16 protein-coding genes and 4 tRNA genes are annotated in these 24168 nt (G+C 38.6%); 9 read left to right on the top strand and 11 right to left on the bottom strand.

The genetic code is table 11. From position 1 onward, the window contains the following. Window positions 1-84: 84 nt before the first annotated feature. Window positions 85-591: a TlpA family protein disulfide reductase gene (locus tag ACIQXP_RS13190; protein WP_387505651.1), complete on the bottom strand. Its 507-nt coding sequence runs from the start codon at window positions 589-591 to the stop codon at window positions 85-87. Between the two features lie 16 nt (window positions 592-607). Beyond that, window positions 608-1504 carry a GTPase Era gene (gene era, locus ACIQXP_RS13185; protein ID WP_387505650.1) on the bottom strand — a complete coding sequence of 299 codons (897 nt, stop codon included), beginning with the start codon at window positions 1502-1504 and terminating at the stop codon, window positions 608-610. Window positions 1505-1617: 113 nt separating this feature from the next. Between era and ACIQXP_RS13180 the strand changes: the two genes are divergently transcribed. The 5 genes from ACIQXP_RS13180 (at window position 1618) to ACIQXP_RS13160 (ending at window position 2814) form a co-directional block, all read left to right on the top strand. Then, a tRNA-Met gene (locus ACIQXP_RS13180) sits at window positions 1618-1693 on the top strand. A gap of 67 nt (window positions 1694-1760) precedes the next feature. Next, a tRNA-Glu gene (locus tag ACIQXP_RS13175) sits at window positions 1761-1832 on the top strand. Window positions 1833-1921: 89 nt separating this feature from the next. Next, window positions 1922-1997 (top strand) — tRNA-Met (locus tag ACIQXP_RS13170). 67 nt (window positions 1998-2064) lie between these two features. Next, window positions 2065-2136, top strand: a tRNA-Glu gene (locus ACIQXP_RS13165). A 249-nt stretch (window positions 2137-2385) separates the two neighbouring features. Further along, entirely contained in the window at window positions 2386-2814 is a 429-nt protein-coding gene (locus tag ACIQXP_RS13160) for an Arm DNA-binding domain-containing protein (protein ID WP_293742839.1), read from the top strand. A 907-nt stretch (window positions 2815-3721) separates the two neighbouring features. Here ACIQXP_RS13160 and ACIQXP_RS13155 read toward each other — a convergent pair. Beyond that, window positions 3722-4141, bottom strand: coding sequence for a hypothetical protein (locus tag ACIQXP_RS13155; protein WP_293742838.1), 420 nt, complete (start codon window positions 4139-4141; stop codon window positions 3722-3724). Next, window positions 4138-5892, bottom strand: a complete 1755-nt coding sequence (locus ACIQXP_RS13150; protein WP_387505649.1) for a T6SS effector amidase Tae4 family protein — start codon at window positions 5890-5892, stop codon at window positions 4138-4140. The genes ACIQXP_RS13155 and ACIQXP_RS13150 overlap by 4 nt, the downstream gene beginning before the upstream one ends. 808 nt (window positions 5893-6700) lie before the next feature. On the opposite strand from ACIQXP_RS13150, the gene ACIQXP_RS13145 reads away from it, so the two are divergent. Both ACIQXP_RS13145 and ACIQXP_RS13140 read left to right on the top strand, forming a co-directional pair. Next, window positions 6701-9082: a TonB-dependent receptor domain-containing protein gene (locus tag ACIQXP_RS13145; RefSeq protein ID WP_387505647.1), complete on the top strand. Its 2382-nt coding sequence runs from the start codon at window positions 6701-6703 to the stop codon at window positions 9080-9082. Window positions 9083-9086: 4 nt separating this feature from the next. After that, entirely contained in the window at window positions 9087-10226 is a 1140-nt protein-coding gene (locus ACIQXP_RS13140; protein ID WP_387505645.1) for a PepSY-associated TM helix domain-containing protein, read from the top strand. 18 nt (window positions 10227-10244) lie between these two features. Here the strand turns inward: ACIQXP_RS13140 and ACIQXP_RS13135 are convergent, their stop codons facing one another. From ACIQXP_RS13135 to ACIQXP_RS13105, 7 genes are all read right to left on the bottom strand, one after another. Beyond that, the gene (locus ACIQXP_RS13135) at window positions 10245-11408 is read right to left on the bottom strand and encodes a phenylacetate--CoA ligase family protein (protein WP_387505643.1); all 1164 of its coding nucleotides are present in this window, start codon (window positions 11406-11408) and stop codon (window positions 10245-10247) included. A 3-nt stretch (window positions 11409-11411) separates the two neighbouring features. Further along, complete coding sequence (locus tag ACIQXP_RS13130) at window positions 11412-12329, bottom strand: glycosyltransferase family 2 protein (protein ID WP_387505641.1); 918 nt, start codon at window positions 12327-12329, stop codon at window positions 11412-11414. A 2-nt stretch (window positions 12330-12331) separates the two neighbouring features. Beyond that, a complete protein-coding gene (locus ACIQXP_RS13125) occupies window positions 12332-13567 on the bottom strand; it encodes a hypothetical protein (protein WP_387505639.1) in 1236 nt (411 codons plus the stop codon). Further along, complete coding sequence (locus tag ACIQXP_RS13120; protein ID WP_293742831.1) at window positions 13568-14398, bottom strand: hypothetical protein; 831 nt, start codon at window positions 14396-14398, stop codon at window positions 13568-13570. Window positions 14399-15112: 714 nt separating this feature from the next. Continuing rightward, window positions 15113-18841, bottom strand: coding sequence for a tetratricopeptide repeat protein (locus tag ACIQXP_RS13115; RefSeq protein WP_387505637.1), 3729 nt, complete (start codon window positions 18839-18841; stop codon window positions 15113-15115). Between the two features lie 189 nt (window positions 18842-19030). Next, window positions 19031-19777 (bottom strand): LytR/AlgR family response regulator transcription factor, encoded by a 747-nt coding sequence (locus tag ACIQXP_RS13110; RefSeq protein ID WP_293742829.1) that lies wholly within the window; start codon window positions 19775-19777, stop codon window positions 19031-19033. 12 nt (window positions 19778-19789) lie between these two features. After that, window positions 19790-21715, bottom strand: a complete 1926-nt coding sequence (locus ACIQXP_RS13105) for a histidine kinase (RefSeq protein ID WP_387505635.1) — start codon at window positions 21713-21715, stop codon at window positions 19790-19792. Window positions 21716-22273: 558 nt separating this feature from the next. Here ACIQXP_RS13105 and ACIQXP_RS13100 point away from each other — a divergent pair. Both ACIQXP_RS13100 and ACIQXP_RS13095 read left to right on the top strand, forming a co-directional pair. Continuing rightward, complete coding sequence (locus ACIQXP_RS13100) at window positions 22274-22864, top strand: RNA polymerase sigma factor (RefSeq protein WP_387505634.1); 591 nt, start codon at window positions 22274-22276, stop codon at window positions 22862-22864. Window positions 22865-22938: 74 nt separating this feature from the next. Further along, a complete protein-coding gene (locus tag ACIQXP_RS13095) occupies window positions 22939-24090 on the top strand; it encodes a FecR family protein (protein WP_293742826.1) in 1152 nt (383 codons plus the stop codon). Window positions 24091-24168: the final 78 nt, after the last annotated feature.

Raw genomic sequence — 24168 nt, 5'->3', positions numbered from 1 at the left:
GCTATCAGCCATTGACTATCAACTACTAACCGATTTATTTCGGGCTGCAAAGGTACGGTTATTTTTTCGTAACCGCTATTAATATTAATTTTTATACTTTTCCAAAAGTGCTTTGATTACATCTTCCGTTAATTCATTTCCTTGCAACAGCGGAAAACCTTCCCACCTTACCACTCCTTTTGGATCAATAAGGATAGCATGCGGAATACCTTTAATCTGAAGCAAATCTTTAACAGTTCCTTTAGTATCTATGGCTTCAAAATAGTTGATCTTTGGATTATTAAAAGCTTCTACTTTTTCCGCTGCTTCATCAGAAATACCAATGATTACAATTTTATCCTCATATTTCTTCTGGATATTGTTTAATGCAGGAATATATGCCCGGCATGGCCCGCACCAGGTTGCCCAAAAATCAATCAGCACAAATTTCCCTTTGGTATCAGGCTGTTTTGAAATCCATTTTTCAACAATTAGTTCCGGTGCCTTTTCGTTAAGGATAGATTTGGCCCACAACTTTTTACCATTGTTTGATTCCTGGGCAAAAACCACTGTACTGATCAACAGCAGGACAAAAGTTAAATTTCTCTTCATATCCTAAAAATCGGAATTAATTATCGTAACCGAAGCTTTTTAAATAATTCTTTTTACTTCTCCAGTCGGGAATTACCTTTACAAACATTTCCAGGAACACCTTGCTATCTAGAAATTTCTCGATTTCTAAACGTGCCTCGGTCCCAACCTTTTTTAACATGCTTCCGCCAGTGCCGATTAAAATGTTTTTTTGCGAATCTCTTTCGACTACAATTTCTGCAGTAATCCTGATCATGGTGCCTTTGCCATTTTTCATTTCCTCCTCCTTAAAGCTCTTTACAATCACTTCGGTACTGTAAGGGATTTCTTTCTGGTAATTCATGAAGATTTTTTCGCGGATCATCTCCGAAACGAAAAAACGCTCAGAGCGGTCGGTTAAATCTTCTTTGTCGTAGTATGGCGGGTGTTCTGGCAACATTTCCAGTACGCGATCCAACAACCCATCTACATTGTGTTTATGTAAAGCTGATATGGCATAAACCGCAACCGGATTTAACTTTTCCTGCCAGCAGGCAATTTTCTCTTCTACCTGTTCTTGCGTAGCCTGATCTATCTTATTGATCAACACAATTGTTGGAATATCCTTACTCAGGATTTTATCCAGAACATCGTCTTCATCATGCACCTCATTAATGTCGGTTACAAATAAAAGTACATCAGCATCGGTTAAAGATCCGTTAACGAAGCTCATCATACTTTCCTGCAAACTGTATTTTGGCTTAATTATGCCGGGCGTATCGGAAAAAACGATCTGATAATCTTCTTCATTTACGATACCTAAAATACGGTGCCTTGTAGTTTGCGCCTTAGGGGTAATAATACTAAGTCGCTCGCCCACAAGCACATTCATAAGGGTAGATTTACCCACATTTGGTTTACCTATTATACTAATAAAACCTGCTTTATGCGCCATTAAAATATTTTTTAAAAAAAATTTGCAGTACAAAGAAACGAATTATATCTTTGCATTCCAATTCGGAAACAGAGTTAAGGATTTAATTCATAAAAAACGAGTTGTATGTAGAGTGCGGGGTGGAGCAGTTGGTAGCTCGTCGGGCTCATAACCCGAAGGTCGCACGTTCGAGTCGTGTCCCCGCTACCAATTCAGTTGGTGGTTCTCAGTTGGCAGTTTACTGCGAATTGAAAACTGGAAATTAAAATACTGAAATGGCCCGTTCGTCTAGGGGTGAGGACGCCAGATTTTCATTCTGGAAACAGGGGTTCGATTCCCCTACGGGCTACGAAACCGCTACAAAGCTGAGCGGTTTTTTTTATCAGTTTCAACACTGCAAAATTGAAGGTTGGTATTTCCCTTAAAAATACATGAGAGTGCGGGGTGGAGCAGTTGGTAGCTCGTCGGGCTCATAACCCGAAGGTCGCACGTTCGAGTCGTGTCCCCGCTACCAATTCAGTTGGTGGTTCTCAGTTGGCAGTTTACTGCAAATTGAAAACCGGAAATTAAATACTGAAAATGGCCCGTTCGTCTAGGGGTGAGGACGCCAGATTTTCATTCTGGAAACAGGGGTTCGATTCCCCTACGGGCTACAAAAATCAATGTCAAATGATGTCAAAACCCTGCAAATCAAACATTTGCAGGGTTTTTTATTGACATCAAAAACCCAAAATATGCATCGAATCGCGATAAAAAAGTGAGTATTTCGGTGCGTATCTAAAACGCTAAACACTACGCACCGAATTCTCAATAATAACCTGAACGCCAACATGTTCACCGAGTAAACATCTTGATGCGAAAAAGCTGCTGCCTTACTTTTGTTTCACTCTAAGTAAGTAATTATGAAAGGTAATTTTCATCTGCTTTATTATCTAAGAAAGCAAAAAGTCTACAAAGGAGGCCCAAGGGCCATTTATATGCGCATCACCGTAGATGGTAAACGGGCAGAAATGTCTATTGGTCGTGAATGTGAATCCGACAAATGGAATAGTTCTGCAGGGCGTGCCATTGGCACAAAGGAAAATGTCAGAACCCTCAATAGCTACCTGGATAGCTTACAAAGTAAGATGAGAATGGCTCATCAGGCTTTACTCGACACAGGGCAACAGATTACTGCAGCGACTTTGCAAGAACAGTTTACAGGCAAATCACAAAAAAGCAGATATCTAATGAGGTTGTTTGCAGAACATAATTCGAGGATGAAGGAATTAATCGGGAATGGCTTTGAGGCCAATACGTTAAAAGGGTACATTAATAAATTAATAAAATGATATTGCACCGCTAACGTTAAAAGCTCGATAATATCTTTACTCGCACATCTTTCTACTATAAAAAAAGCCTGAATAGAAAGATTTTTTAGAGTTATATATTATAGCATCGATTCACCAACTCTTAAAGAATCCCTTATAACATCTATTAATTAGTTGAACTGTAGTTTACCAAATTTTACATCTTTACTCAAAACTATCTTTTATCCTATATTTTTCAACGCATTGATTTATAAATCTAAATTTTATCCCAAACTTACCCACCCTTGCATATCCAAATATGCGTAATGATGTTTTATACATTTAAGATAAATATAATGTAATAAAAATCAATGTTAAATGAATATGTACTTTATGACTGAAAAAGTAACCTTAAAATAAAGATCATAAATTAAATCGACCGTTTATTCCACAAGTAAAATTTTGCATAGGTGTTATTCTTTAATCGCCTAACGTAGGCTAAGTTATTTTGTTAAAAAGAAAGTCAAAATCTATATTGATTTCTTATAGGAAATTTAATTGTCTATTTTATCAAATTGTACCTTTGATTTATAAGATCAAGAGTTAATCTCCACCAATATAGTGGTGATTAATTCGGTGTGTAAACAATTCAAAACCATTTAAAAATCTGAAAAACAGCACCTTAAAACAACTAGGCATTCCCTATTTGGCTACTGATTATTGTCTTAAAATTATTATTTGTTGTATTTAATAGGATCCTGGATTACCTGTTGTATTTTACTACATTCATTAAGGTATGCTAGATGCTTTAAAATGTTGTCTATATTCCCAAGGCGCCTTAAAATTTAAATTCGGTTTAGTTTGATAGTAGAATAGTGAAGCACCAACCCCTTGGAATTGTCACCTCACTATTAATAGCGCTATATACCTTTGAAATACCTAGATTAGCTTAACGAGGATCAACCTGTATTTGAGAATCATAACTGCGAATTAATGAATCCAATTGCTTACTCTGTGAAAATTCGATGCAAGACTTCATATAAGGCTTCCTCCCTTCATAATCTGCGATCTGGGAGGGTCCAATAGAAAGAAAAGTTTTGTATGCCAGACTGTCAATAGCCTTGTAAATGTTTCGGGAACCGGAACGATTGTAATCAGTTATTTCCACATATACCGTTTTACTAATGTCGTTTTGAAGCGCTGTATCTTGTTTGCTTATCAAAGACAAACAACTGCATAATGCATACTCCTTTGCCCATTGGCGTTTTTCTTTTAAGACCGACGCATTGGCGTGTTTTTTACTCACCTTACAGCCTCCTGTGTAAAGTAAAATGCACATAAATGGCATTATCAAAAATGTTTTTTTCATGGTAACTTCCAAACTGTAACTTTTGCCGTTCCACCGTTTGCATTAAAATAATCGTGACCACCAATAGCCATGCTTCCTGTCCACAAAGTTGCATGCCCCATGGCCCCGAATTTTGAAGGGTAGTTCGGTTGCATTATGTATAAACCTTTTATATTTTTTAATTTCCCCCTAAAAAGAGTTCCTTGGGGGCCTCCGTCAGCAGCGGTCAACTCAACTTTGTCGGTGGTTGAAAAAATCTGCTTTACATAATTATAGAGATGCGCTGATGAAACGAAATAATACTTACCATCTGCACCGCTTGTTGTCTCTCCCGGGATATAAGGAATTGCAATTCCCGAATAATTTAAAGCTCGCGAAACGCGTAATGCGCAAGCGTTTGCGTACGCTACCGGATTAGACTGATACAAGCTTAGGATGTTTCCACCTACCAATGTGTAAACATCTGGAGCCGGCATATCTCCGCCTGTAGAATTTTTTGGATAGTTAGCATACATCGTACTGTAAGAGGGAGCGACCTTCACGCCATATTGCGCTTGCGGCGGATCATTCCAGGCCGCTACCTCTGGATCGGTATCCGAGAGATTGGGGATCGCTTCAGCGGAAACAGAAGAATAAGATGATGTTCCATTTGTCCAGGTGATATCTGTGCCGGTTATGGTCTCAGGAAGGAAAGAAGAGGGATTCTCGCTAGATGTGTCAGACCCGTTTCCTTTACCTATGTTATAATAGTAATCTCCTGTAAAAGGGCCTTGAGACTGATCTGCGTGGAAGTAAGCGCTAACGACCTTGCCGTCATTGGTATAAATTTCCGTCATTGTTCCGGTATAAGTTACACCGTCAACAGTCAGGGTCGTTTTAAACTGATCGGAAACCAAGTACCCCATTGATTTAACATAGTCAATCAATGCGCCAAAATTGGAGGCCTGTACAACTGCATTACTGCCATTAATACCAAATATGCCTGGTGTACCAGGACCACCTGGGCTAGGATTATCACCTCCACCATCACTACATATTAATGTACAATTTTGCCCAATCTCCTGAGTCTCACAGATCCAATCGCTATCGTCTCCACTCCCAGGACCACCCGGACCTGAGCAAATAGTCTGAAAGATGGGCGTACACATTGGAACACAAGATGAGGCAGACATTTCAGTACTCGCGCTCAGTTGTTTATTCATCGACGAATTGCTGATTTTATATTTCCCTATAACCTTACCGTTTTCTATACGTAGCAGACGATATGGTACTCCATCCATTTTTTTGAACTCAATATATCCGGTAAAAGAGGAGTTTAACTTTGCAAAAGTATTCTCCCGTATACTTTTTCCCTTATCTATATAGCTAATGTCTGGGATATAGGTTATAATGCTTGATTTAAGAGAGGCCAAAGAGTCTTTGTAAACAATCAGTCTTGATAATGAAAATTTTGACCTTTTAAGATCATCTTTTGCACGCTCACCATTTAAATGGTAAATTGAAATCTCATTCTTTGGGATTGCAATGGCTACCTCGACCATGCTGTAAGAATTTATCACAACTTCAGTGGTACTTTTCCAATTAGGCGTAATCACAGACGTAATCGGCGCTATGTTACCATTAGTAAATTTAACCTGCTGGTTCTTGCTTAGATTATCATAATACTGTTTCGCCTCTGAAGTTGTTAATCGGTCATTTTTTTTAAATCGTAGAGATTCTTTAGCACAAGAGAATGCTAAAAGACAAGTGATAAGGATTAAAAATTTTCGCATTAATTTATTTGATTATTTATATTAAGCTGTAAATATAGATATATGGATATCTGTTATCAAATTTGTTATTGCTGTATTATATGCTAGACTATCAATTATCTGATAATGAACACAAATAATAATTTAACTTAGACTCTCCGATGTATCACATCAAAATACATTTCAACTTGATACGATCCGAACCAATAATCTAATAGGAGAGTGATTCATAACGTTTTGATTGCTTTAAAATTTCAATACACGATACAAATTGATAGATCAATATTTGTATTCTGGAATATCGAATTGTATATTTGAATTGTAAGATTTAGAGTTAGTCTGCATTAAGGTTGTGGTGAGTAATTCGGTGCGCAGGAATTCAAACAGCCATTAAGATATTGAAAGCTAGTAAGATAAGAATATGGTTATATTCCCCTACGGGCTACAAAAGGGATTTACTCCCCAAACAGAGAAAGGCAGCTCCAAAAGAGCGGCTTTTTTTTATTTGGAAACCCCAAGCCTCATTCATAATCCTTTAGTCCGTATTGGTACTTTAAGCACACAAATTTCTTCATACAAGCATTTCACCAACCGATATTGGCCTTCTGTGATTTTAAATAGCAGCATCAAAATCGAAAAACCATAATCATCTAAAACCAACCTATTTTTGGTCAGCAGCATAAAAATTTTGCATTTCCTTTCTTAACCAAACCTCAGCTCCTTTTAAGCATGCCTTTATCAGGTTACCTACGGAAATATTATCTGCAAAATTTATTTAGACTTATTTTAATTAAATATATTTGCGCCTTAATTTTCTATCCCTTAACTAATGATAAGTTATTTACGTACGCTGCTTGTAACTGCTATTCTATCCAGCTGTTTAACAGCAACCGCTCAAAACACTGGAAGCATTACCGGTAAAATCCTTCTTGTGAACGGCACTCCCTATGCTTCAGCATCTGTTACCATAACCGAACTCGAAAAGGCTACGCTTACAGACGAAACCGGCACTTACCACTTTAATCATATTAACAGGGGGAGTTATCATTTAAAAATCCAGGTTTTAGGCGCACCAGAATACATGATAGAAGTTACCGTTATAGAAGGGCAAACCGTAACGGGCAATTTTCAATTACCCAAAGAAAACGTACAAGCTTTGCAGGAAGTGACCATCGCTTCCAACATTAACAGATTTTCCAAACGTGAAAGCCGTTATGTGGCGCGCTTGCCACTCAAAAACCTGGAAAACCCGCAGGTTTACAATTCCGTATCGAAAGAACTGATGCAGGAGCAAGCTGTAATAGATTTGGGTAGCATCTCGAAAAACGTACCTGGAGCGGGCATCCCTTTAATTCTGAACCAGGGAAGGGTTACTTTCCGCTCTCGTGGCTTTGAAACCGAACCTAACGCCCGCAACGGTGTGGCCGGACCTGCTTTTTCATTTATCGATCCAGTAAATCTGGAACGGATTGAAGCCATCAAGGGGCCATCTACAACGTTATTTGGCACCAATATTTCCAGTAGCTACGGCGGTTTATATAACCGTGTAACTAAAAAACCTTATAACGATTTTGGTGGTGAGGTAGCCTATACCGCAGGAAGCTGGAACCTTAACCGATTAACACTTGACGTAAATACACCCGTTAATGCGGATAAAACTGCCTTATTCCGCCTGAACGCAGCTACTACACATCAAAAAAGCTTTCAGGACCTTGGTTTCACCAATAATATTGCGATAGCCCCCAGCTTCTCCTATCAGCTTACCGATAAATTGTCACTGTTGATGGATGTTGAATTTGGACAGGAAAAAGGCACATCTGTTGTGCGATTCAATCCCTTTATCATACCTAATACCAATCAATCGATAACCGATATCGGCTTCCCGTATAATAAGACATTCCTGAGCAACGATCTTACTTATTCCACACAGATGCTGAACATCTTTGCTCAGGTAAATTATAAAATATCGGGTAGCTGGACATCCCAAACCATTATCTCCAGAAACCGTTCAACCATTGACGGCTACATCACTGCACTGAACGGAAGATCTGCCACTACAGTGCGCCCGCAGATTATAGTTGGAAATACCAATTTTATTGCAACCAACATACAGCAGAATTTTATAGGTGATTTTAAAATAGGAAAATTTCGTAACCGCATGGTTGCCGGTATAGATTTTTATAATAATTATAATGATTTTGACCGGGTTACCGTTAATTACAACCAGGATGTAAACTTTATAAACCCGCAGCCGGCGTATCGCATCAGCCGTTTCAAGGTAGACTCGCTGACCAGCAGGGGTACTTTACGTAAAGAATATAACCGCGACAACACCTATGGAGCCTATGTATCAGACGTATTTAACATTACCGACCAATTGCTGGCCATGGCGAGCATCAGGATAAACATGTTCGACTATAAGGGTGTCTATAATATCGTAACCGGCCAAATCACCGGAGGTTTAGGCTCAAGCGGCACGTCTGCAGGTCCTTATAAACAAACAGCTGTTTCACAAAAGCTAGGGTTAGTTTATGAAATTAGCAAAGATCACCTGTCGTTATTTGGTAATTATATGGGTGGATTTTTTAATCGAAACGGCCAGTCACTTGATGGTACCGCATTCAAACCAGAACATGCCAATCAGCTGGAATTTGGTTTGAAAGGCGACTTATTTAATAACCGTTTATCAGGAACGGTAAGTTACTATGATATAAAGGTAGAAAATGTTTTGCGTCTGGACCCAAGGGATATCAACTATTCTATCCAGGACGGCGCGCAACTCAGCCGCGGTATCGAGGTAGACATCATCGCAAACCCTTTCAGTGGCCTGAATATTATAGCAGGCTATGCTTACAATTACAGCTTATTCACCAATGCTGATGCAACGGTAAATAATTTGCGTCCGGCATTATCCGGTCCGGATAAAATGGCTAATCTCTGGGTGAGTTATCGTTTGCCGGAAGGAAGCCTGCGCGGCCTTGGTATTGGCTTTGGCGGTAATTACGGAAGTAAATCCTACCAAACCAACACACAAAGTACCAAGATAACCATACCGGCTTACACCATGTTGGATGCCGCCCTGTTTTATGACCAGCCCAGATACCGCGTTAACTTTAAGGTAAACAATTTAACCAGTGAAAAAGCCTGGTCGGTAAGGTTAACGCCACAGGCTCCGGTACAATTTATTGGCAGCATTGCGCTGAAGTTTTAACAGAATGGCCAATAATCGGTTTAAAGGCATTACGGGCTGGCTGCATTTGTGGCTGGGTTTAATCACAGGACTTGTTTTAATGATGGTTGCATTGTCGGGCTGCCTGCTTACTTTTGAGGATGAACTGGAACTGGTATTTTTTAAGGAACGCCATTTTGTAAGTCCCACCCGGCAACGTTTAAGTGCAGACAGTATATTCAATATTGCCAATAGTATTTACCCTGACAAAAAAGTATCTAAATTAATTTTGGAGGCGGAACCTGAACGAAGTGCAGAAGCACGTATTGGTAAAGGTCCTGAAATGAAAGTTGCTTATCTCAATCCCTATAACGGAGCGGTGTTGTACAAAGGCCTTTTTCAGAAACAGTTTTTTAGATCAGTAAGGAACCTGCATCGTTATTTATTACTGAATCAAACAGGAAAGGCCATAACCGGTATTTCCTGCTGCATTTGTTTATTTCTTACTATTAGTGGAATCATGATCTGGTGGCCGGCCAATAAAAAGGCCATCAAACAACGCTTTAAAATTAAATGGAATGCCAAAAACAAGAGGCTTAACTGGGACCTGCATGCGGTAACTGGCTTTTATCTCTCGTTTTTCCTGATCCTGATTACCCTTACAGGCCTCGTAATGAGTTACAATTGGGCAGAAAACCTGATCTATAAACTGGCAGACGGTAAAGCGCAGAAGGAACTTTCGCCCAAAAACCTGGTAAAGTCTAAAAAAGCCAATCCAGGTATCCTGCAGAAGATCGAGGACAGTATGAATAAGTTGTACCCTAATCCAGGTAGGCTTAACTTCAATATTTCACCTAAAAGCGGTCTGGCGATCATGGCTCAAAAGGAAAGTGAAGAATTACCTCCCGGATGCACCAATGCAGCTTATTTTGACGGCAAAACCGGACAGATCATCAGACAGCTGCCCTTTGCATCTGTAAGCTTGGGGACAAAAATCAAAAAGTATGTTTTGCCTGTACATGCTGGAAGTATCTATGGTTTGGGCACAAAAATCCTGGCTTTTGTGGTTGCCTTATTTACGGCGAGCCTGCCGATAACCGGTTTTATGATCTGGCTTGGCAAACGTAAAAAGAAAAAAAAGCCAGTGGCTGATAAACGTTCTTCAAAAACGTTGGCAACAGCATAGCGACAATTTAAACCAATATCAAACCCGGTGATCAATCACCAACGGTGTTTTACCGGTAATAGCATTGGTATACAGATTTAAATCATTACCAGCTAAAACCTCTACATTTTTTACTTTGTACCCAAACACCTCATATAGCTGTTGAAGTTTTTGTTCTACATACACATCTTTGTCGGTATTGGCTAAACCGGTTATCAGCATAAACCTTATTGACGTATGTCCTTCATGAGGGATAATCTGTATCTGAAACCGTTCAACATCAGCAAAAACAGCATTAAAATCATCCAGATCATAGTTGCACTCATTAAACATAAAGGAATTTGAAGATCTACCCTTTAACTCAAGATAAAGTTTTCCATCAACTTCCCCCCATTTGCCGATATCGCCGGTATCATACCTAAAGATTGGAAAACGCTTACGGAATAGATTGCTGACCAATAGTGAGCCATAGCCATCTGCATCAGGATTATCTGCTTCCACTATCAGGCCATCAATCACGTTGAACAATAATGGCGATCGGCTATAATCGCACCAGGCCCATATCCCCGTTTCTGCAGAACCATATAATGAATAGACCTGCCGGGTTTCAAAAGTATCTTCAAAAAGTTTGATATATGACGGTGGTAAAAACTCGCCACCAAATAAGAGATTGGTGACGGATAAACAAAGCTGGTGTTTTTTAAGGTATTGCGCAAAACAAAATAATTTTGAAGGTGTACCCAATAATACATCGGGCTTAAAATTTAGTGCCATCTGGTAAGTGTCTTCAAAAGGTAGGTTTCCACCGGCTACTAAAGTTGTCGCACTGCACCTTTCCAGCAGATCGTCCATAATTGCGGCGGTACGGTACATATCCATATAACCAAACATATTGAGCGCAATGGTTTTTGGGGTAAATACTTCAGCTTGTTGTAATGTGGAAGCAAGGGCTGCACGCTGTCCGAGATTTTCTGCAATATCGACTGGAAAAACCAGCGGTTTTTGGGTAGATCCACCAGAGCGCACCAGATAAACCCCCTGTTCCTGGCTATGCAGATCAAAATGGTCATTTAATAGCTTAATCAATTCCTTCTTACCAATTATCGGCGCATCTAAATAATCTTCATAATTAAGATAATAAGACCTGAAAAGATCTGATTGTTTGACAACCTGGTAGTATTGATTGAGCGTTGGATTGATCATTATTTATCTTTTGATAAGCAGATAGCCAATGTATTTTGGCAAATAACTGCGATAATGCCATAAAAAACTTATTCTTTGGCGATTGGAGGGCAAATTTTGTAACGCATGTTTATACCAGCGCTCACCGATCATGCCCATCAACAGCCTGTCATGTTTATCCTTACTCCTGATGTACCTTCCAATCACCAGTGGCAATTCGATCTGCTTGAAATGACTGTATGTTTTCCGAGAAAGGCTTCCAGGCACCTCATTAACATAAAGATAAGCTCCGGTTTGCAAGGCTATCTTCCCTGGCACCTCGTTCAATACGCCTTTAAGTACCCGATACCAAAAATCAATACCTTCATTTAACTGCGCATCGGGCTCATATCGGTTAGCGGCAATCCATTTACTTCGTGTAATTACATTACTGCCAACCCCCATAATAAAATGCGGATTGCTAACTGCCCTTAAAGGATGGCTAATCAGATACAAATCCGTATCAAGCGGTTCAAGGTACTTTTTTAAAGGTTCCAGATCAGGATATATTTCCTTACCCGGCATGAAAACGATATTAAGCACCATAAAATCCAGCTGATGCTTTTCAAATGCATGAGCGGCAACTTCCAGTAAATTTGGATGGTATTCATCGTCGGCGTCCAAAAAACTGATTAACTCGCAACTGGCAGCAGCAAAACCGATATTGCGTGCATTGCCAGGTCCCTTATTTTCGGGGAGCTCAATAACCTGTATCCTGCAATTGCCAAAAGCCGAAATATGATCGCGCAAAAAACCGTAGACGACAGAAAGACTATTATCTGTACTTAAATCGTCAACAATGATCAACTCATCCGGTTGTTTACTTTGCCGGATGAGCGAATTTAATGTTTGCACGATGTAAGCTGCTTTATTGAATAGCGGGATGATAACAGCATGCGTCATACCTATGATGTTGATACCATTGCAGGAAAAATGACTCCCCTACCCTGATGGACATTAACCACACTTTCTGCTGAACCACGGAACAGGCCATGACCAAATGACCGGTCATTGCAACACAATAACATCCCTACCAGATTGATCAGGCTCTTTCCGGTATCGTTGCCATATTTAAACAAACGCTGGGGTACATACTGCTGTACCATGTATTCTGTCCATTGTGTATCAATCGTATCCAGCCAAAAACCGGCTTCGCAATCACTTTTTACATACATATCAATACCACGGCCACCACTATTGCGTTTTAATACCCAATTTAAGGACGAGTTGCTTACTTCATTCCTTTTATCTGGTGTATGTAGGGTATATGTGGGAATTAAAAACGACTGTAAGAAAAGATATTCTTCTTCAGAAAGATAATTGCTCATGATCTCTTCGTTATACAGCACAGCAAGGATGCGTTTATCATGAACCAATATCAATGTACGTACATCGTTAAAGTAGTTGCCTTTACTGATGATCAGTTTCAATACTTCAGGATCAAACTTACGCAGTTCTTCGCGGTCCATTTCCAATATAAACTGATCAACGGGTTTACCATCTAGCATAATAAAGCCGTTTTCGCATTTTAACTGGGCTGGATTTGCAGAAATATAATTTAAGCCCTGTTTGCTAAACTCATTCAACAGGTAAAACACTTCGGTTCCTTTTTCTTTCTCATGTACCAGCACAATAGGCTCATGATTATTGAAGCGTTTAAAAACGGTACGGATAAAATCGCGCTGATGAGGAACAGCCTCTAATAGGGGCAAGCTGCTATCCTCAGCAATCATGTTCAGGTAATAACTCAGCATCCAACCATTAATCGGATACCTGGCCCCTATTTCGCAGATTCTGGTGCTGCCATCTTCTGCCTGTAAAAAATCAGGACGGTACAGGCCAACTTCGTAAGGTTGTACGCTTGCAATGCTCAAAATATTGTTCAAACAAGCATCAAAATTGTAAATGGCACGTATCCTTTCATCGTCGAAATAAGCGTTTACAATATTGGTCAGTGCCTTGTTTAGCACCTGGCATAGTTTTTCCATCCGTGAAATTTCGCTACGGCTTACAGCAACAGGCACTGGCGAAAATGAATCAGCACCATTGCAGGGTATTTCGCCCAGGTGTTTCACCAATAATTCGTTCAGCATTTCCCTGCTACAGATCATGTGGTTTTCTACAAGCTCAGCCGTCATCATTTATACAATTTCTTCTTCAGAAAGTACAGGATCCAAACTGGCGCTAATGGTTTCCATTACGGCTGCCTTTTTACTCAAATAATCAGCAACAATCTCACGTAAATCATAATCAGCCAAATTTATACCCATCGCCTTAACGTAATAATTGATGGCATTAACAGCATAAAAGAAATGGTTTTTTTCTGTTGGCCCGCAGTGTACAGTTATCCAGGCCAAGGTATGTTTCAATGTATCCTTATCAAAACCAAAATCATCTTCCAGCCAACTCGTAAACTTTGGTAAAATAAACTCCACCTCACCATGGGTATAAATTTCATGAACCAGCGTAGTTAACAAGCCGATCATTAAATCTTTGTTGCGCAACGAGTTTTGGTCTTTCCAATATTTAAAAGCACGTGCGCTAGGATCGAGATATTGCCTTAACAACCATCCATCGTCGCCACAGGTATTTGTCGCCATCGTATAAAACAGATCAGAGTGCAACACTTTGCCAACAACTGCCAGATCTTCATCAACAATTCTGTTTAGGCTGGCTACCGATCTGAAAAGCTGAGCTTCATCTGCCACAGGTATATTTTTATGGATCAGCATGGTCATGCGGTTACTTAATCCCGCAACAGTAACTGCACTGTTGTTGGTTTGGCTCCAGCTATGAAAAAAGGGTTTAAGATGGTCCCTGTCATGCAGAACTGCCGTTAGTTTCACAAAACTGTCTTCAATTGTTTTGAAATGTTCAGCCTGTTGCGGAAAATAGGTTAAAAGTTGGTGCTTCAATGGAGATTCTTCCATCCCTTCAAGCACAGGAATGATAATTGACAATAAATTTCTCATGATTATTTGGTTAAAGGTTTATTAAACAATAAAGAAATACGAATTAAAATATTCTCAATTTGTATTAAAATACAAGTCTAATCAGACATTTTAGCACCTTAGACGCGAGGAACGGCAGTTATTTTGATAACAAATTATTATCTGATATTTAAAGATATACCATTAGGATATCATAATCGGACTAACTGATGGAAAAGTGATTTTCATTTTGACGAGCGGTTTGAGGGTGATAAGATGAATTTTATTTATACATATATACATACTTTTTATTAAAATAAAGAATACATATTTTATATATTTTTAAAATACACATATAAAACTATTTAATATTCATAATAGTATTATTAAATATACATACATTTCATGGTTTACATCAGGTTAATGCTTACCACGCTTTAGGAAGTTATTTTCAGTTTACAATTAATCAAAGCAAAAAAGATTTACACTTTGATTAGTATAGAGGCTGATTATACGGCGACGGGTATATGGTAGATTTTTTACCCAATCTTAATAATGAGGATAACGGCAATATGTTTTAACATTGCTTTGAAGGAACTTGGAAGGCAGGTGCGGCGAAAAAAGCGATGCGTCATCCGATATTCGAAAACACTCCTGTAAAGAGGCCCATATCGTTAAAATTTAGATTACATTATGGATGTCAAACCATAATAAACATACATAAAAGGAAAATCCATTACGATATGGGCTTCAACGCTATTTCATCGCCAACTGTTGATCATCTGCTTCGGCCATTTCTTTATAGAAGGCCTTAAACTGATCGATTTTATCTAAAGGAACATAATCTTTCTTTAACACAAAACTTCGCTTTAATAACAGTTTATTTCCCTGTTGCTCGCTCTCAAGCTTAAAATCAATAAAGTCATTGCTCAACTTTACTGATTTAAAAGGCTGAACCATTGCCTTGCCATTGGGAAGCTCTAAAGATAATTCCTGGTTAGACTCGTCAATTCCGAATAATTGGGTAAGATCTATACCAAACTTTCTAGGTGAAACCACCTGTAGAGCGGTAGCATAAGATTTGTTCGACCATGGAATAGAGAATATGGACATGCCGGCCACACTTTTGCTCACATTCACCAATTTATAAGAACAGGCTGTTCCTACGGTATCAGATGTTGATTTTGCGGCATTAAGATTGGTAAAATTTAAGCTATAAACTTCATTTTCAGGATAAGTACCCGTTAAATCTTCCTTCATCTTTTTAATTTGATCGGTATTGCTCAAATCGTTAAAAACACTTCTCATGTAGCTAGACATTGATCCGGTATTCCAATTCGTTTCCTTAACCATCATATCGGCATTTTCTAACTTCACCTCGGTTTTGTAACCCATAACATTTCTTCCTCTTATACCAGGATTAAATTGGGTCAGTGCTGTGCTCGTTTTGTTAATTTCAAGGATATTAGATCCGAGAAAAGTATTACTGAAGGTGTTAAAAGGCAAAGTTCCGGAAGTAAGCTCTACCCAGTAATCTTTTCCGCCTATAGCAGCTTTGGCAATGCAATGATTAAATTCGATACTTGGCAATAATAGCGTATGCTGTCCCCGGTCTCTAGTATTTGCTAAAGCCAGTGTAGCCGAAATACCTGCCTCTTTACACATGCTGACAAAAAGTGTAGATACATCTTTGCAATCGCCAATTCGGGTATTGATAACTGTTGATGGATTTTGAGGAATAATACCACTTTGCCTGAACGATACGGAGCTGTATGCGATGTTGGTAATGATGTAATTATAAATCATTTTGATTTTGGTTAAATCATCTAAATTACTTTTGCCCGCAAACAAATCGTTCACTACAGTTTTAATTTCATAACTACTCCTTGCTTTGGCCGAAGCAATATTATCGTACCAATCTGCAATAAATTTCCAATCCGGAATGGATGATAAATACAGCATATTGGTTACATCATCCATTGGAGGCATTTTATCCTCATACCTTAATGCTTCCTGTTTATTCTTCTCCCACACATACAGATCAAACTCATCTTTTGTTGTTTTAACAGGAGTAATATCCTGTTGTGAAAACACATATTTAAATGCTTTATCGCGATGGATTAGCAACGAATATTTAATTTTAAGATTATCAAGTCCGTCACTAAAATAGAAAGCGTCCCAGAAGTGGCTGGACATGGCTCCTACATTGAAATTTTCGATCTTATAGCGGATATTGATTACATCGCCAACTTCGAGGTTTGTAAATACCAATTCATTGTTATCGGTTTCGGCCGGAACTTTGGTTCCATTGGCTTTTATTACCTCAGCAATTTCGATAGCATAATTCTGATCGTTATAGTAAGGAACTGCGTATTCTTTAAAGCTTTCAAGTCCTTTTTGGGTGAGTATTTTCGCCGTAAAAAAGTGTTTCTCTTCTGATCCTCCGTTTTCATAAACAACTTTCTGCACTTCATTATTTAAAACCACAACCTGCCCGTCAGGGTATTCGGTTTTAGATGGCGCCTGGCTAACCATTACCTTCACGTCGGGCTTTTCGAAATAATCGAAAACTGCTTTTTTATCCTGAAGTGTTCTTAACAACTGTATGACAGTGTAATTGTTCGGATCGATCTGCAAACTCTTCTCGTAAGCCTTAATACTTTTCTCTTTCTGTTTATTTGCATTATAAAGCAAACCTAACTGAGAATATACAAATGCATTGTTGGGATCGATTTCGAGTACCTTCAAATATAATTTCTCTGCCTCATCATATTGTTGCAATTTATAATAAATGCCGGCAAGGTCGGTGTAAACCGCAAAACCGATCGGATCATCTTTCAGATCTTTTTTGTAGATATCAATTCCCGCATCAGTTTCACCTTTATCCAGATATAGATTGGCTACATATTTAGCCGCTTTGTAATCGTTATTTTCGTTAATGTATTTTTGAAGAATATCAATAGCCTTTGGGTTCTTTCTAATCTGCACTTCAATCAGGTATTTTAAATTTACGATATCTGCAGAACTTAAATGCTGAGGATAAATTTTTTCAACCAGGGCGATAATTTCCGGTTGTTTTTTCTCTTGCCCAAGTATATTTAATTTTTTAATTAAAACTCCCTCATCCTCGCCATAGATTTTTTCGAGTTTGGCAATAATTTCTTTTGCCCGCACATAATCATTTTGTTGAAAATGCCCTGTATACATCAGTTCAAGTGCAAGCGAACATTCGGGGTCGTGTGTTTTGATTTCTTCTTTCAGGGTTTCTATCCCAGTTCTGTTATCTGCTTTTTCAAACAGTTCTATCATCATCAGGTTAAGATAGGTGCTTTCAGGAAAACGCTTTTTAAGCTTTTCCAAAATCAATCTCGCATCAAACACATTCCCTAAACGCAGGTACAGTTTAGCCATCATTAACTGATTTAAATAATTTTGAGGTTTTGCTTTCAAACCATCTTCAAAATATTTAAATCCAACAGGCCTGAGCTGAGCTGCAGCAGGGCTTGTTTCTTTTAAATAGGTTTGTGGCGTATTTGTAGCAGAAAGGTTATTCAGTGGTGTTCCATTAGCGTCTGTTAACCGAAGCATAAAGTTCGATCTGCCTGCGTAGCTTTCGCCTATTTGTACCAGAATGCGGTTGTAGCCCTGATTTAATTTAACCGGTACGATATAGGCATCAAGGTCGTTGTTTCTTTCTTCGGATTCGCTGATGACCAACTGGTCGTTTACCCAAACCTTTACCGAACCAGACACGCCGATCCTTAACTGTGCTACCGTATTTGCAGGTGCATTAACAAAGGTCTGAGCAAATTGCAATGCATTTTCGTAAGTATTGTAATAGGTAAAATCGAACCATTTATCATGCCTTACATACGGCACCGTTCTCCAGCTAAATTTTCGGTTCTTCTTACCAAAAAAAACATAATCGAGTTCAGGATGGGCCAAAATATCATCATACTGTTTATCAAAGCCACTGGTAGAAATATTTTCATATTCACCTGTAATTAACCAATTTTCGATTTCACCGATCTTACTAAAATACTGATCTGCCTCGGCATATTGTTTTTTCTCTTCGTAATGAGCACCTAACGAAGAATAGGCTAATGCGTTTAGGGTTCCGTCAACGTCTTTTCTTGCCGCAAGTTTTTTATAAAATTCCAGCTGATCAGCAGTCTTTATTTTTGAAGCCCTATTGGGCAAATCGCTCCAGAGTGCAACCAGGTATGGCTGTGGGTTTTTAGAGGTATTGGCTAATTTATTTAAATAGTTAAAACCCTCTTTATCTGAACGGTCCATTTCCGTCATCATAGAAAGTGCAACATTTGCTTCGTCTGAAGATGCAGGTTTTAATGCTGCTTTGGTAAAAAAATCACGGGCTGCTGTACGGTTGTTTTTGAAAAAATATTCCCAACCCGGATTTAAATTTGTTTGTGCCTGGATAGACGAAGAAACAAGAACAGAGAGTATTAATAGTTTGAATTTCATTTTGTAATTATAGAAAAAACAAATCTGAATCAAAAGCAATTATGGACTAAATAAGTATTACAACACATTATTCATATCAGCTAGCAGGCCTGATATTTAAATTTCTTGTAGAAAAGAGTTTAACTAACTAAGCTGGTAACATTTGCTTTGCATTTTGCCTGTAAATTTTGTCATTCTGCGCAGGAGAGCCTAAGCAATATTCTCCAGGTACCTTAATACCTCTTCTTTTTTTCTACTGGAAACCTGGATTTTCTCCCCGTTCTCCATTTGAAGATAACCCTCTCTGAAATATTTTTTAACATGAGCAAAATTAACGAGGTAGGATTGATGACATCTTAGAAAACCGAAGGGAGATAGCAGTCCCTCATAATCTTTTAATCCTTTTGATACCAGTATTTCGTTTGATCCTTTGATCACAAAAGTAGTATACCCTTTATCGCCCTTGCAGAACATAATATTTTCTATAGCAACTACCTCAATGTATTCGAGTGTTTTAAGTGCAATGCGCTTATTGGCAGATAAGCCCTGAGACAGATAGTACTCTTTAGCGATGCTCAGTTGTTGCTCGTCAAATAAATCCTGTTTATGGTGGTGAAAGCATTTATTTATGGCAGAAGTTAGCGATTCATCATCAACTGGCTTAAGCAGGTAACCAAAAGCGCCAAGATTAAGTGCCTGTATTGCGTATTGATCATAAGCGGTTAAAAAAATGACCTGGAAATCGGCTGTTCCAATCTGCTCAAAAAGCTGAAAACTATCTCCATCCTTTAGCCTGATATCGGCAAGAATAATTTCGGGCTTTAAAGCCGGTATTTCTAAGGCTGCAATAGCGATTTCGGCAGCAGTACCCACCACCTGTACATAATCAATCCGGGTTACAATCTGTAGAATATGCTGCAGTATACGCGGTTCGTCTTCCAGTATGTAAATTTTCATGTTAGATGTAAATTAATCGTTAATAATCGGGATATTGATCTTGACCAGCACACCGCGCTCACCCTTATCTTTTTTGTCGGCAAGCGTAAAACTGGCATTTTGACTAAAACGGCAAAACAATGCCTCAAACCGCTCGTTCAGAATGGTTTGCGCCAAAGATTGTTTTTGCTGATTGCCAGTTGCCTTATTATTTAAGCCACAGCCATTGTCATCTATCGTTATTTCAAGCTGATTGTTTTGCTGATGAAAAGAAATCTTAAGTAGTCCTTTATAAGGGATGTTCCTAAATCCATGTTCAATCGAATTCTCGACAAAAGGCTGGATAAGCATAGGAGGAATAAGTGTGGCCTGTGCATCAACCTCTTTCGAAACCGAAATCATATAGGTAAAAGTATCGGAATAACGCATCTGCTGTAATAACAGATAATTATTTAGCGAAGATATTTCCTCCTCAATGGCAATAAAATCCTTCCTGTTTTGTTCAAGAATTGCCCTTAGTAAACCTGAAAAAGATTTTAAATACCTTACAGATTCAGATGTATTTCCAGATGAAATCAGGCCTTGCAGATTGGAAATGGCATTAAATATAAAGTGTGGATTAAGCTGTACCTGCAGTAACTTCTGTTCCATAACTAAACGCTGGTTATCGGCTGCAAGAAGTTTGTTCTTATCCTTTAACCGAAGCTGGCGATAAACGATGATGAACAGCGACACAGCGGCCATTGATATAACCAATACCATAAACATTAACCAGCGCTGTTGATTAATCAGTTTTTCGTTTAGTTGATTACGGCTGTTGAGTTCGTTTATACTCCGGTCTTTTTTTTCTACCTCATATTTTTCATGCAATTCGGCTATTCTTGCGGCCTCTATCGCTTTATTGTTCCTGGTTTCAGTTTTATAAAGAGAGTCGGCAGCTGCCAGTGCCGATTTATAATCGCCTTTTAACTTATAAGCATCGATCAGGCCCATGTAGGGAGAGGTTTTACGCTTGCCGGATGGATCTTTTTTTTCCATTTCCATCCCGGCGCGGTAATAAAAAATAGCAGAATCTGGCTGGGCATTTCGTATAAAAGAAGTAGCAAGATTATTGTATGCAATATCATTGAGGTTATTTGTCTTTTTCAAAAAATGAAAGTATATGCGACTTAACTCCAGCGCCTTAGCCGGCTTCATCTGTTTACTGTAAATCTGTGCCTCATTATCATAGGTGCGGGCCAGCGCAAGACTATCTTTGATATTAACAGCCAGTATGCGCGCCTGGTTATTATAGTACAACATTTTGTTCAGATCACCCATTCTGGAAGCCAGTAGAAAAGAGATATCAAAATACCTTTGTTTAATAACGGGATGATTTTTAAAAGGATGAGCCGCAAAATACCTGGCAGCGTATTCCAATGATTTTTGTTCGTTATGGTTCTGATAATAAGCCTGTGCAATTAAGTCATAATATCGGTAGGTTAAACCGCTCTTCTGCATTTCAACGGTTTTTAAACCAGATAATATGCGGTTCATGAGCCGGGCTTCTACAATTGATCCGCTGGCTATGGTATTCAAAATAATTGCATTTTCCTTTAACATTTCAATATCATCATTTTTGTGGAACCCCTTCATTTGCTGATAAGCTGCCAGCGCGCTATCCTTTTTCTTTGCAAACGAAAATTTTCTTGCCCTAAAATAATGGTAGAAAGGATTTTTTTCCTTTTCCGTTGTTAAAGACAGTATACTATCCTGTCGATTGATGGCCAGCTTTAGCTTGTTAGATCCCGCAAGGGTATCTAAAGAAATGATAAACGAAATCATATCAGCTGCAGATTGCGCTTGAACGGATACCGATTGACCAGTTCCAGTTGCCGCGGGCCTTTGCTTGCACGAAACCAGCCAGAGCATGAAAAGCATAAAAAAAGGAATAAAGCGGAACTGAAAAAAAAGATTCATGTTGCTTAATTGATAATTAATTATTTCTCCTAGAATTAAAGCCTAAATATATCAATCGCACGCTTAGCGGAGAAACCTATATCGATATTCGGGAACTTTGAGGTTATATCCGTTGATAAACTCTACTTATTCGATAAGGGTAAAAGCTGGAAGGTCATACTATGATGATATGGAATGAAAATTTACCGCATATAGGTTAACCCTCTTTCTATTCAGGCTTTTCTGATTAAATTACTTTAGAAGAATGAAGTCCCCCTCTCTTTCAGATATTTTTAACCATCCGGAATAACCAGAACTAACAGAAAATTTTATAATATGGCCGAAATGCTGCAAATACACCCTTACAATTCAGCTAATTACAAGCTTATGAACTAGAATTTTAGTAACACTTCTTGCTTTAACCAGGCTTTCAAATTTGGTTATCAAAGAAGACTCAATAAAATCAAAAATTTAACGATTTATCATCAATTTTATAGGCTAAATAAGCGATATATTCAAAAAAATGTTGTTACAAACCAGTTTTTATATAAATTAGTATAACTAAACGAGAATGGTTAAGTGAAGTCTATACCCATTATTGACGAAAAGGCATTATTAATTGAATTAAAGCGTGGAGATAAGATCGCCTTTAAACAATTGTATGAGGTGTATTCGGGCAAACTTGCCAGTAAATTGATTTATCTGTTAAAATCTGAAGAGTTAGCCCAGGATATCTTACAGGATGTATTCCTAAAAATCTGGATCAACCGCGAAATGATCGATACGGAACTGAGTTTTGGTGCATTCCTGCATAAGATTGCTACAAACCTTTCTAAAAATGTGGTCCGGAAAAACGTTTACGATCAGCTCATGCGCGATGAGGTGGGCAAGGAAGGAGTTTATCATCCTATGGAAGAAGATGAAGATGCAGAGCAAGCCAAGGCTATTCTGGATCAGGCTATGGATCAGCTCACCGAAAGGCAGCGGGAAGTTTACACCTTACATAAACTGGAAGGGCTCAGTTATCAGGAAATCAGTGAAAAGTTGAATATCAGCCTTTCTGCTATTAATCATCATATCCAAAAAGCCAACAAACATTTAAAAGCAGTACTGAAATCAAGGTCATTTGAGCTATTTATTCTCCTGCTACCCACCATATTAAAAAAATAATTAACCAAGAGGTGCTATTTTTTCTTTTTCATGTGTATTCTATTTAAAAGGGATGCTTTTTCCCCTAGTTTAACATGAGCAAACCAAGCAGAATTAAGTTTTTATTTGATCAGTACTTAAACAATGTCATCACACAGGATGAATTGGCGGAGCTTAACGAACATCTTCAAAATAATGAAGATGAATTACAGTTTGATGCTGTAGTTAACGTATACTTTGATTCAGCATCTCACGCTTTTCATCCAAAATCTAAAGCTATTGGAGATTTAGCCTGGAATGCAATCGCTCAGGAAATAGAAGAGGTTCAGCCCAAGCAGCGGAAATTGTTCTCTTCTTTACAATATCTAGCCGCAGCAGCAGCCATCTTGATTTTTTTATGCTCTACATTTTTTATTTACAGATCCATTTATCTTAAAGATACTCTTCGAAAAGATATTGCACATGACATACTTCCTGGTACGCACCGGGCAACCTTACAGGCTGCAAATGGGAAAATCTATCAGTTAGATGGCAGTAAGCAGGAGATTATCAATGATGAAAAAACAATCCGCTACAAAGATGGGGCATTGCTTGAAAAAGAAGATCAGATTCAGAATTTTACTTTATCTACTCCGAAAGGAGGGCAATACAGAATTACGTTAGCAGATGGTACCAAAGTATGGCTGAACGCGGCTTCATCGATATCTTATCCCAGCGCATTTACAGGAAAAGAAAGAAGAGTGATGGTGATGGGTGAGGCTTACTTCGAGGTTGCCCATAATGCTCAAAAACCGTTCATCGTAAAAACCCAGTCGCAGGAAATAAAAGTTTTGGGAACAGCCTTTAACGTTAATGCCTATCAAAATGAAGAGGTAACGGTTACCACGCTTGTCCATGGCCGGGTACAACTCAACAGCCATGATATTTCAGAACCAGCTTATTTGAATCCTGGAGAACAATCGGTATTGAACCAAAATGCTTTCCGGATTACTCCTGTTGATGCTAGTTTTTATACAGCCTGGAAAGATGGGGAATTTATATTTAAAGCTACTCCAATTACCGAGGTACTTCGCCAGATCGAGCGCTGGTACAACCTGGATATAGATTACAGCGGTATACCTGAAGATATTCAAATTCATGCCTCCATTCAACGCGACAGACCATTATCAGCAGTACTGTCGGCGATTGAAAAAATTACCAATTTAAAATTCAGTATCGAAGGAAGGAGGATGAAATTGACTAAATAATTTACTAGTAAGGCAAAAACATGCTAAGGACAAAACTAATCCATGCCGTCGCCTCCTACCTATAAACCAATCAACAAC

It is taken from the genome of Pedobacter suwonensis (genome assembly GCF_044762335.1).
GTDB lineage: Bacteria > Bacteroidota > Bacteroidia > Sphingobacteriales > Sphingobacteriaceae > Pedobacter.
This window is presented reverse-complemented; position numbering and strand designations above follow the sequence as displayed.

What these genes read in the sequence shown, in the direction of transcription:
- ACIQXP_RS13150 (WP_387505649.1), bottom strand. Translation starts at nt 5,892, where the DNA reads ATGCGAAAATTTTTAATCCTTATCACTTGTCTTTTAGCATTCTCTTGT.
- ACIQXP_RS13120 (WP_293742831.1), bottom strand. Translation starts at nt 14,398, where the DNA reads ATGAGAAATTTATTGTCAATTATCATTCCTGTGCTTGAAGGGATGGAA.
- ACIQXP_RS13135 (WP_387505643.1), bottom strand. Translation starts at nt 11,408, where the DNA reads ATGATCAATCCAACGCTCAATCAATACTACCAGGTTGTCAAACAATCA.
- ACIQXP_RS13105 (WP_387505635.1), bottom strand. Translation starts at nt 21,715, where the DNA reads ATGAATCTTTTTTTTCAGTTCCGCTTTATTCCTTTTTTTATGCTTTTC.
- ACIQXP_RS13145 (WP_387505647.1), top strand. Translation starts at nt 6,701, where the DNA reads ATGATAAGTTATTTACGTACGCTGCTTGTAACTGCTATTCTATCCAGC.
- ACIQXP_RS13190 (WP_387505651.1), bottom strand. Translation starts at nt 591, where the DNA reads ATGAAGAGAAATTTAACTTTTGTCCTGCTGTTGATCAGTACAGTGGTT.
- ACIQXP_RS13130 (WP_387505641.1), bottom strand. Translation starts at nt 12,329, where the DNA reads ATGACGCATGCTGTTATCATCCCGCTATTCAATAAAGCAGCTTACATC.
- era (WP_387505650.1), bottom strand. Translation starts at nt 1,504, where the DNA reads ATGGCGCATAAAGCAGGTTTTATTAGTATAATAGGTAAACCAAATGTG.
- ACIQXP_RS13095 (WP_293742826.1), top strand. Translation starts at nt 22,939, where the DNA reads ATGAGCAAACCAAGCAGAATTAAGTTTTTATTTGATCAGTACTTAAAC.
- ACIQXP_RS13125 (WP_387505639.1), bottom strand. Translation starts at nt 13,567, where the DNA reads ATGATGACGGCTGAGCTTGTAGAAAACCACATGATCTGTAGCAGGGAA.
- ACIQXP_RS13155 (WP_293742838.1), bottom strand. Translation starts at nt 4,141, where the DNA reads ATGAAAAAAACATTTTTGATAATGCCATTTATGTGCATTTTACTTTAC.
- ACIQXP_RS13140 (WP_387505645.1), top strand. Translation starts at nt 9,087, where the DNA reads ATGGCCAATAATCGGTTTAAAGGCATTACGGGCTGGCTGCATTTGTGG.
- ACIQXP_RS13110 (WP_293742829.1), bottom strand. Translation starts at nt 19,777, where the DNA reads ATGAAAATTTACATACTGGAAGACGAACCGCGTATACTGCAGCATATT.
- ACIQXP_RS13115 (WP_387505637.1), bottom strand. Translation starts at nt 18,841, where the DNA reads ATGAAATTCAAACTATTAATACTCTCTGTTCTTGTTTCTTCGTCTATC.
- ACIQXP_RS13160 (WP_293742839.1), top strand. Translation starts at nt 2,386, where the DNA reads ATGAAAGGTAATTTTCATCTGCTTTATTATCTAAGAAAGCAAAAAGTC.